At 29.0% G+C, this 411-nt stretch carries 1 protein-coding gene; it reads left to right on the top strand.

Translation table 11 applies throughout. The annotated features are described in order from the left end of the window. Positions 1 to 55: 55 nt before the first annotated feature. A partial coding sequence (locus tag CQA75_RS09010) for a hypothetical protein (protein WP_171000116.1) occupies positions 56 to 411 on the top strand: 356 nt, incomplete at its 3' end.

Below are 411 nucleotides of genomic sequence, written 5' to 3'. Positions count from 1 at the left end.
TTAAGGTATTGTCTATATTTTTCATAGGCTAGATTTTACAATAAAAAGGAAAAATATGCAAGATTTAGGACTTAGTTTTGGTATATCTTTGGCATTTAAGGGTTTTAAAGAGTTTGCTAAAAATACAGAAGCTCTTAAAAAATTTAGCGCTAATTTAAATCAAAGCACAAAAAGCGTTAAAGCTTTAAACAAAAGCATTGATGCTTTAGAAAAATCAAAACTTAAGATCAAAGAAGTAAGCGAAACATTAGGCTCTTTAAAAGGAGAGCTTATGGCTAAGGGTGCAAGTGCTTTAGCTATAAGCGTTCCTGCAAAAATCAGTGCTAATCTTGAAGATGATATGAATAATATCAATACCTTTTTAAATGCCGATAATGAAAGTTTAAAATCTTTGCGTTTGAATTTTTTAAA

It is taken from the genome of Campylobacter taeniopygiae (assembly GCF_005406225.1).
GTDB lineage: Bacteria > Campylobacterota > Campylobacteria > Campylobacterales > Campylobacteraceae > Campylobacter_D > Campylobacter_D taeniopygiae.
Note: the sequence above shows the minus strand (reverse complement) of the source record. Positions and strands in the feature narration are given on the sequence as shown.